Here is a 9,167-nt window from a genome sequence, read left to right on the forward strand (position 1 = left end):
TCGCGGCGGTTGAACTGCTTGGTCCAGTCCCTGGACGTCAGCCTAGAAGAGTACGCGTGCCAGCTTCTGCCGCGAGGCAGCTACGCGTGGATCGCTGTTGCCGATCACCGCATAGAGCTCAATCAGGCGACGGCGGACCCGCTCGCGGTCTTCATCAGCCAGGCGGGAGATCAGCGAAACCAGTCGGGCGAAGGCATCTTCGACATGCCCGCCCACCACGTCCAGATCTGCTACATCCAGCTGGGCTGCGATGTCTTCAGGGTTCTGCGCGGCTTGCTCGCGGGACTTGTTCAGATCCAGGTTGTGCGTACGCGAGAGCAGTCGAACCTGGTACACGCCGATCTGCGCGTCCTTGTCGTTCGGCTTCTCGTTCAACGCTTCCAGGTAGGCGGCCTCGGCGGCGGCGTAGTCCCCGGCATCGATGGCGTCCACGGCCTTCTGGTGCAGCGGCGGCAGCTCTGGTTCAGGTTCGCCGGCCTGCCCGGAGAATGCCGGGGCGGTACCGCTCATGCCCTGCTGGACTGCGAGCTGTTCAAGCTGTGCGAAAACCTGGACAATCTGCTGTTCCTCGGCAGGACCCTGGAACAGCGGCACCGGCTGGCCCTTGATCAGCGCCACCACCATCGGGATCTGCTGGGCCTGGAAGGCCTGGGCGATCTGCGGGTAGGTTTCCGCATCCACCAGGCCGAGGATGAATTTGCCGCCCTTGGCATCCACCAGCTTGCGCAGCGTCGCATCCAGGTCTGCCGAGACCTGCACGCGAGGCGAGCCGAGGGAAACGATGGCAGGTACCTGCTGGGACATGCCGACGAACTGCTGGAACGCAGCCTCATCCAGATTGGTGGTCCAGCTTGCCGGACCAGCCGGCATGCTGCCGGTAGCTTCCGGGCCTTGGCTGGCCAGGGCGGAGAGATCTACCGCACCGCGGGTTGAGGGAATGTTCTGATCAGTCATGGGGGTTAGTCAACTTCCTTCACATCGAGCAGGATCTGGCTTGCAGAGATCAGCTGGATCTTGTCCTTGGAACCGTCGGCTGGCAGGTAGAACATCACCGGTTCGGCGTAGGTGCTTTCCACGTCGCCGTTCGAGGAGCTGGATCCCAGCAGCTGTTCGGTCAGCTTGTCGGTGCTCTTGAGCGGGTCAGCGTCTTCGGTGCGCACGAAGAGCGCCTTGTTGTTCAGCTTGCCGGTAACAATCGCTCCGCCATCCGGGGTGGAAACCACCTTGGTGTCGCCCTTGGTGACCGTGCGGTTGTACTTGACGTCCGCCTCGTTGGCTTCCTTGGACTCATCCTTCTGGGCTGCGTGCACCGCCTTGATGAAGTCCGATTCGGCAAACTTGTCCTTGTCCTTGGCATTGCCATCGGTCAGCACTTTGCCCAGTGCTTCCAGGGCCTTCTCCGGGGTCATCTGCAGGCCCTCGGCGTTGGCAGCAAGCTGCTTGGTCGACGGGTCGCCAACGGCGATGCCCGGGAAGGTGGAGTTCGGCAACATCTGGCCGGCGAAGACCACCTTGAAGTTATCGCGGGCGTTGGCCTGCACCAGGGTCAGCGCCTGCGGCAGGGTGTCGGCATCATTGTTCTTCGCGGTCACCACGGAGATTACGCGGGGGAACTTGGCTTCATTCGCATTCGGCACAGCGGCCGAGCGGATGACCTGGGTATTGAGCGCCAGCGGCTTGTCTACCTCGAACTTCTCCTTGAGCATGTCGTAGCGCTTATCGCGCAGGTACTTGAACGCACCGGCGGTGCGTGGTTCCAGGGCCTTGGCGTCGCTCTTCTCATCGGCCTTGGCTACCTGCTTCTGGGCATCAGCCAGAACGCGCTTGAGCTGCTCTTCGGTGATGACCGGGAAGCTGGATACTTCTTCAACCGAGGAAGAGGCGGACTCGGAGCCCTTGGCATCATCGGACGCCTTGGCGTCCTGCGACTTCTGCTCGGATTCCGAAGGCTTGGCGCTGGACTCGTCGCTTGGCGCCATGGGCAGAGAAACACCGGAGATCGCCAGGGCCACCACGGCCACGGCGGCGACCGAGTGCTGGGTGTTCGCCCCGCTCTTCGGCTTGCCCGGGCGCATGACCAGCAGGGCCAGTCCGAAGACCAGCAGCAGCGAGCCGGCAATGATCAGCGGCAGGGCAAATGGCATGGCGTCGTCGTTCGCGTAGGTTACCGAGATATCCACCGGAGCGGCATCCTTTCCGCCTGCGGCCAGCAGCAAGGACCAGTCGCCGGAATCCGGAGCGGTCCAGCGGTAGGTCATGGTCTGATCCGCGGTCTGCGAGTCGAAGAAGATGTCATCACCGGCGGGATTAGGCGCATCGGCCTTGCCCTTGGCGTGCTCGGCGATCATCTTGTGGTTTTCGGTGTCGATGCCGGTGACCGATACATGCGATGCATCGCCGATCCACGCCTCGACGTCATAGTCGCGGCCCAAGGAAGCAGTGAATTCACCCTTCGACTTGATCACCAGTTCCACCGGGTCCAGCTTGGGGTCGTTGACCGAGGATTCAATCAAGGTCAGCGGTGCCTCATCAGCTAGTTGCGGCATGCTCGCGGTCACCGTTTCGGGCGGGGCCCAAAAGGTCTTCTGTCCGATGCCGACTACCAGGGCCGCGGCCCCCAGCAGCATCGCGATCACGGAGATTACTTTTCGCACAAGTTCACCTATTCGCCTACGTCTCACAGCTGTTCTTTGACAAGTCTAACGAGTTGCGGCCGATCATGGTTCCGATCCGCGCCTGTGAACTGGCTCAACAACGCAACAGCACGGTGTCTTGAACCACTTAACAGTGGCCGATGCGCGATATGCTCTGACCCATGGAGCCTGATCAGCCGCACCCGCATCGCGATAAGCACGTACCCGAGCAGCGTTCCGACGCGTCGGATCGCTCTTCCGGGCCGGCAACCTCCGGCCCGGAATCCACAGCGCATTCCCAGCCTCATGAGGGCAATTCCCAACCGGAATCACCTGCGGCCGCCAGCGCGCAGGCCCGTTATCCGGGCGCTGCGCCGACGGGCGCTAATCCGTCCCGCGAGGGCTGGTCCAAGAAGATCGCCGAACGCGTGGGCAAGATGCTCAACACCCCGCAGCGCAGTGCGGCCCTGGGCGAGGAACCGGAGCATCCGCTGGATGGCTCGCCGGAACCGATTCCGGCGCTGCACCCTATTTCCATGGGCTTCTTGGGCACCATTGGCGTGGGCATCGCCCTGGGCGGCTACTACCTGCTGACCAACGTCGGTTCGCTGATGACCTGGATTGCCATTGCGCTGTTCATCGCCTTGGGCCTTGATCCGATTGTGCGCTTCATGATGCGCAAGGGAATGACCCGTCCGCTGGCCGTGGCCGCGACCATGGTCAGCTTGCTGGCGATCTTCGGCGGCTTCATGGCCTTGATCATCCCTACCCTGGTCAACCAGATCACCGCCTTCATCACGCGGGCGCCTGAAATCGTGGATGATTTCCTCAATAGCGATTGGGTCCGGGAAATCGACCGGCAATACGCGATTTCCCAGCGCATCACTACCGAGGTCGACCGTTTCTTTGGCGATTCGGGCGCGGTGACCAATGTGTTCGGCGGCGTCCTGGGCGTATCGCAGACCGTCGCCCAGTCCATGTTCGGCGTGCTGATCGTGCTGGTGCTGGCCATCTACTTCCTGGCTTCGCTGCCAGGGATGATGGGCTTCTCGCTGCGCCTGGCCCCGCGCTCCAAACGCGACCGCGTGGCCGAATTGACCGTGCGCATTACCCGCTCCGTGGGCAATTACGTGATGGGCCAAGCCACTGTGGCCATACTGAACTGCCTGGTGGCGCTGGTGCTGATGAGCATCCTGGGCGTTCCGTTCACCGCGCTGCTCACCTTGCTGGTGGCGATGCTGGCCTTCATCCCATTGGTCGGCGGGGTGATCGCCGGCGTGCTGGTTACCTTGGTGACATTGTCACTGGGCTGGCAGACCGCCCTGATCTACGCGGTGTGCTACTTCGGCTACCTGCAGGTCGAGGCGTATTTCGTTTCGCCGCGCATCATGCGCCGTGCGGTGGCAGTGCCCGGCGCGGTCGCGGTGATCTCGGTGATTGCCGGCGGCACCCTGGCCGGGGTCACCGGTGCGCTCATGGCCATCCCGGTGGCAGCCAGCGCCATGATCCTGCTGCGCGAAGTCTTCATCGCCCGGCAGGACCGCCGCTAGCACCTGCCCCTCCAGGCAGCTGTCCTAGTAGCGGTAGGAACGGGTTTCCCAGCAGTGCGGATGCCAGTGGCGGCGCGCGTTGGCCGCGGCGTCATCGCCCGACCAGTGGTCCGCGCGCCAGGCGACAACATGGGCAACTCCAACTCCGATGGAACGGGGGCACCCCGGGCAGGAATAGGGCTTGTTGGCGTTCATCGGCGCAATCTTGCGCACATGCCATTGGCCGTCGGGGGCATCCTGGCGCAGCACCACGCCGAAGCGGGCACGCTGCATCCACTCTTCCTGGCCCGAACCGTAGCCCTGCTCTTCATCCCCGGAACCGTAGCCGGAGCCGGAGTTCCGGCCTTGGGCGGGTCGGGAATTCTTGGAGCGGCGCGGGCGGTTGGAACGTGGCATGTCTTTAATCATGCCGTATCTCCCGGCACAAGTCGCAACCAGCTAGTAAAGTGTGTGGGGTGCGTTTAGTGGTAGCGAAGTGTTCAGTTGATTACGAGGGCCGTCTTCGAGCCCACCTTCCGTTGGCGACCCGCTTGATCATGGTCAAGGCCGACGGCTCGGTACTCATCCACTCGGACGGCGGCAGCTACAAGCCGCTGAATTGGATGAATCCGCCGTTGATCCTGCGTGAGGCAGATCCCGATGAGGACGCCGCTGCATTGGGTGCCACCGCTACCTGGACCGTGTCCAGTGCGAAGACCGATGACAAGCTGACCATCCACTTCCATAGCTTCGAGCACGACTCGGCCCACATCCTGGGCACCGATCCGGGGCTGATCAAGGATGGCGTCGAAGCCGACCTGCAGCGCCTGCTGGCCGAGCAGATCGAGTTGCTCGGCGCTGGCCACCAGTTGGTCCGCCGTGAATACATGACCGCCATCGGTCCGGTGGATATCCTGGCCCGTGATGCCAAGGGCGCCACGGTTGCCGTAGAGCTCAAGCGCCGTGGCGATATCGACGGAGTGGAACAGCTGACCCGCTACCTGGAGCTTCTGAACCGCGACCCGCTGCTCAAGCCGGTTACCGGCATTTTCGCCGCCCAGCAGATCAAGCCGCAGGCCCGCACCTTGGCCGAAGACCGCGGCATCCGCTGCCTCACCTTGGATTACGACGCAATGCGCGGAGTCGACGACTCGGCAGGACGCCTCTTCTAGGGTTGCGGGTCCTCCCCGAGCTGCCTGGCAGCCTTAGTTTGGCCCTGCAGAAAACTGCATCCCGACTGCTAGTCTGATCTCCTCTACCAAAAGCGCTCGGTGCCGCACGGCCCGGGCCGCCAGGCTCGGGAGGTCCATTGGATCCGCTGACAGCTTCGCTCATGGCCATTGGCAGCGGTTCCGCTGCGGGCCTGCGGCCGTATTTCACGGTATTGGCCCTGGGCATCGCGGGACTCGTGATCCCCGATACCGCACCTGACATGATCGCTTCTGCGGCACGGCAGATTCCTCAAAGCATCACCAATCCGTGGGTCCTGGCGATCTGTGCCGTACTTGCCATCGGCGAGGCCGGCCTGGATAAGATCCCTTTCCTCAATCTGTCCATGGAAACCATCTCGGTGTGGCTGCGGCCTGTTTTCGGCGCCCTGGTTGGCATCGGCCTTGGCGCCAATTCGGGAGTCGAGGTTGCCGTCCTCACCGGACTGCTCGGTGCGGGCTCCGCGCTGTCGGTGAGCCTGGGCAAATCGTCGATGACCGCGGCGACCAATGCCGTGCCCGAACCCATCACCCAATGGGTGCGCAGCCTGGCAGAAGATCTTGGCGCGCTGGTTCTCGTCTTCGCAGCTGTGCTGGTTCCCGTACTGGCTGCCGTGCTCGGACTCGTTGCCATTGCCATCGGCTTCTTCCTCTACCGCATGTTCCGCAGGGCCTACCGGTCAATGAAGAACCGGGCCGGCAGCATCAGGCAGAACCGGGCCGCCGCGCACTCCGCGCGCGAAGCGCAGCTGGCCTCCGGCACGAAGACCAGCACGCTGCAGGCCCTGCAAGCCCTGGCCACCGGCAACGCGCCGGCTTCCGAAGATCCTGCAGGCAAGGGCAGATAGCGCCTCGCCTTGGCCAGGAGCCCGGCGCACTGGGTCCGCTGCGTTCCCGGATCGCTAAATGCCAAGTCCGCTGAGAAAATAATCCGTCGAGTCGGTGACTGGACGCGTTCTCTCTTCTAAGCTGGGAACATGACTACGACGCGCTACGCCCTTCATGCCACCCTGATTTCCGATGGCCTCAAGGTCACCGATGGCGTGCTCGCCGTGGAAGGCGACCGCATCCGCTTTGCCGGCAACCGCGATGACTTCAACGCCCTGGCCGATGCTGCCGACTACCCGGTACGCGAGGTAGCCCCCGGATCCATCATCATCCCGGGCCTGATCGACCTGCATTGCCATGGCGCCCTCGGCGCGGACTTCTCGGCACCGGATCATTCGAGCGTCACCGAAGCGGTGGAGTACCTGCACCGCTCGGGCACCACTACCCTGCTCGCGTCGCTGGTCACCGCAGAGCCCTCGTCCATGATCGAGGCCGCCGAGCTGCTCGCCGAGCTGGCGGAGGCCGGCCAGATTGCCGGCATCCATGCCGAAGGCCCGTTCCTCTCCGTAGCCCGCTGCGGCGCCCAGGACCCGCGCTTCCTGCAGGATCCGGATCCGGAATTCGTCAGCGAGCTGGTGGCTGCCAGCCGCGGCCAGCTGCGCACCATGACCTACGCTCCGGAATTGGCCGGCAGCGAGGAACTCGTTGAGCAGCTGGTCTCCCACGGCGTGGTCCCGTCGCTGGGGCACACCGATGCCAGCGCCCAGATCACCGCGGATTCCCTGCGCTTTGCCCGCGAACAGCTGCGCAGCGCCGGGGTGGACGGCTTCACCGAACGCCCTACGGTCACCCACCTGTTCAACGGCATGCCTTCGCTGCACCACCGCGAACCCGGTCCGGTGGCCGCCTGCCTAGAAGAGGCGGTGAACCGCAATGCGTTCGTGGAGCTGATCGCCGACGGGGTGCACCTGTCCCCCGATACCGTGCGCCTGGTCTTCCGCTTGGTCGGTGCGGAGAACATCTTGCTGGTCAGCGATTCCATGGCGGCCACCGGCTTGGCCGATGGGCAGTACACCCTCGGCCCGCAGGATGTGAATGTGGCCCTGGGCCAGGCACGGCTGGCCAGCGACAATTCCCTGGCCGGCGGCACCTGCACGCTGCTGGAAATCGTGCAGCGCGCTGTGCAGGCCGGGGTCTCACTGGTCCAGGCGGTCAACTCGGCTACGTCCATCCCCGCCTCGCTGATCGGCCTGGCCGACGAAGTCGGTTCCCTGCACTACGGCTTCGCCGCCGATGCACTGATCCTGGATGCTAATCTGCAGCTGGTCCAGACGATCCGCAACGGGGAATACCTCTAGCCCACCGAAACATCCCGGACTGCGCTAGCCCTGCCGGATCCGCGCGAGCTGGCGGAGCAGCTCAAGCTCCTCGGCCCGGGCCAGGCCAGCACGCCGGGACCGGTCCAGTCCGCGAGCCCGTTCATCGGCCAGCACGTCGCCGAGCAAGTCCTCCAGGTCCCGCTCCGGGCCATTGGCCAAGACGTACCGCTGGTTGCTGCGCTGGGCAAAGCCGTGGTCCTCCAGCGCAAGCCACAGCGGCAGCGAACGCGCCCCGGCCCAGTAATTGACCTGGCGTTCGCGCAGCCATGCGTCCTGGGCTGTGGCCAGTTCCCCGCTGAATCCCGCAATCCGCGCAGCAGCACTGAGGAATTGGGCGAAGCCATGGGATGTTCCGGCCACGTTGAAGGTTCCGGTCAGCGTACGCGCGGCGGAGTCGATGATCCACGCGGCGGCATCGCGCACGTCGATCACCTGCACATGGCGGCCCGCGGTTGGCGGGATGAGGACCTGGCCGGCACCGGCCAAGGCCAGGCGCGAAACCCAGTAGGAAAAGCGGTCGCTGGGATCGCCAGGTCCGGCAAGCAGCCCCGGACGGGCAATGAGCAACCGGTCGGCAACCATCGCTGTGCTGGCCCGTTCGGCAAGGACCTTTGCATGCCCGTAGTCGCCGGGATCGGACGGATCATGCAGTTGCGCGTCTTCGCCGGCACCGGGCAGCTGCGAGCTGGCATACACCGAGATGGAGGAAACCAGGGTCCAGTGCCGCGCAGTCGCGGCCAGGGCCGCCAGCGCTTCGTGCACCCATTGCGGCTCATAGGACAGCTCGATGACCGAGTCGAATTCGATGCCCTGCACGGCTTCATAGGCCCCGGGCTGGCTCCGGTCGGCACGCACCAGCTGCGCGCCCTGGGCAACCTCGCCGGAATTGCCGCGCGCCAAGCAGGTGACTTCGTGGCCACTGCGGATCAGCTGCCGCGCCAGCTCGCGGCCGAGCCACGCGGTGCCGCCAAGGATCAAGGTTCGTTTCATGGGAACAGTCAACTACGTCCTGCGCCACGCGCCCAGGCATTTCGCACTCAGCGCAGTTCCTGCCGGCCGTTTCCGGATCGGTGGCTGCGGTGCCCGGGATCCGGAGGTGCTCCCCCAAGCCGCCACGCGCAGCTGAGCAGTGCGCCGAGCACGCAGGCGATCCGCAGCGGCCCCCCCAGCCTGCCAACGCAGCCTGCCAGCATTGCCCGGCCAGGGAACGCGAAAACCGCCCGTGCATCTGCAACGGCGGTTTTGCTTTACCAAGTTCTAGATCTGCCAGCTCCCGGCGATCGGCCCGGCTTCGAGCCAGGCCGAGAAGCCGGTGTAGTCGCGGTAGTCCATGGCCAGCAGCAGCTCATCACCGCTGCGCACCAGCATTACGATGATGAATCCTGGCGGGATCCGCGAGGTTTCCTCATCGGTGGGCTGGCGTGTCCCGGTGATATCCAGGCCACGGCGCTCGATCACGAAGCTCGGGACCGGGGAGACAGAGAAAAACCGCAACAGGTCCACATGCGCTCCGCCGTAGCGGCCGATGACCATCATCCATTTGCCCGAAGGCGCCAGGATGGATGCATCGAAGGTGCCCAGCGTGGGGGG

At 64.5% G+C, this 9,167-nt stretch carries 10 protein-coding genes; 5 read left to right on the forward strand and 5 right to left on the reverse strand.

What is annotated here, in order from left to right:
• Positions 1 to 42: 42 nt before the first annotated feature.
• On the reverse strand, positions 43 to 954 hold the full coding sequence (locus ACNPN0_RS07065; RefSeq protein ID WP_105662593.1) for a co-chaperone YbbN: 912 nt from the start codon (positions 952 to 954) through the stop codon (positions 43 to 45).
• A gap of 5 nt (positions 955 to 959) precedes the next feature.
• A complete protein-coding gene (locus ACNPN0_RS07070) occupies positions 960 to 2,654 on the reverse strand; it encodes a hypothetical protein (protein ID WP_332595122.1) in 1,695 nt (564 codons plus the stop codon).
• Between the two features lie 161 nt (positions 2,655 to 2,815).
• Between ACNPN0_RS07070 and ACNPN0_RS07075 the strand changes: the two genes are divergently transcribed.
• Complete coding sequence (locus ACNPN0_RS07075; protein WP_105662591.1) at positions 2,816 to 4,183, forward strand: AI-2E family transporter; 1,368 nt, start codon at positions 2,816 to 2,818, stop codon at positions 4,181 to 4,183.
• A 24-nt stretch (positions 4,184 to 4,207) separates the two neighbouring features.
• Here ACNPN0_RS07075 and ACNPN0_RS07080 read toward each other — a convergent pair whose 3' ends face one another.
• Complete coding sequence (locus ACNPN0_RS07080) at positions 4,208 to 4,579, reverse strand: hypothetical protein (protein WP_388025341.1); 372 nt, start codon at positions 4,577 to 4,579, stop codon at positions 4,208 to 4,210.
• 59 nt (positions 4,580 to 4,638) lie between these two features.
• Here ACNPN0_RS07080 and nucS point away from each other — a divergent pair, with 59 nt between their 5' ends.
• The 3 genes from nucS to nagA all read left to right on the forward strand — a co-directional run bounded on the left by nucS (position 4,639) and on the right by nagA (position 7,556).
• Positions 4,639 to 5,334: an endonuclease NucS gene (gene nucS, locus ACNPN0_RS07085; protein ID WP_105662590.1), complete on the forward strand. Its 696-nt coding sequence runs from the start codon at positions 4,639 to 4,641 to the stop codon at positions 5,332 to 5,334.
• 137 nt (positions 5,335 to 5,471) lie between these two features.
• Positions 5,472 to 6,218: a DUF4126 domain-containing protein gene (locus tag ACNPN0_RS07090; RefSeq protein ID WP_388025343.1), complete on the forward strand. Its 747-nt coding sequence runs from the start codon at positions 5,472 to 5,474 to the stop codon at positions 6,216 to 6,218.
• Between the two features lie 129 nt (positions 6,219 to 6,347).
• Positions 6,348 to 7,556, forward strand: coding sequence for an N-acetylglucosamine-6-phosphate deacetylase (nagA, locus tag ACNPN0_RS07095; RefSeq protein WP_105658415.1), 1,209 nt, complete (start codon positions 6,348 to 6,350; stop codon positions 7,554 to 7,556).
• A 24-nt stretch (positions 7,557 to 7,580) separates the two neighbouring features.
• Here the strand turns inward: nagA and ACNPN0_RS07100 are convergent, their stop codons facing one another.
• Entirely contained in the window at positions 7,581 to 8,567 is a 987-nt protein-coding gene (locus ACNPN0_RS07100) for an NAD-dependent epimerase/dehydratase family protein (protein WP_448938256.1), read from the reverse strand.
• Between ACNPN0_RS07100 and ACNPN0_RS07105 the strand changes: the two genes are divergently transcribed.
• Positions 8,566 to 8,703 carry a hypothetical protein gene (locus ACNPN0_RS07105; protein WP_181148912.1) on the forward strand — a complete coding sequence of 46 codons (138 nt, stop codon included), beginning with the start codon at positions 8,566 to 8,568 and terminating at the stop codon, positions 8,701 to 8,703. The two genes, ACNPN0_RS07100 and ACNPN0_RS07105, sit on opposite strands and share 2 nt — an antisense overlap.
• A 131-nt stretch (positions 8,704 to 8,834) precedes the next feature.
• Here ACNPN0_RS07105 and ACNPN0_RS07110 read toward each other — a convergent pair.
• On the reverse strand, positions 8,835 to 9,167 hold a 333-nt coding region (locus ACNPN0_RS07110), incomplete at its 5' end, for a DUF2550 domain-containing protein (RefSeq protein ID WP_448938257.1).

The sequence above is a fragment of the Glutamicibacter sp. AGC84 genome (assembly GCF_053543575.1).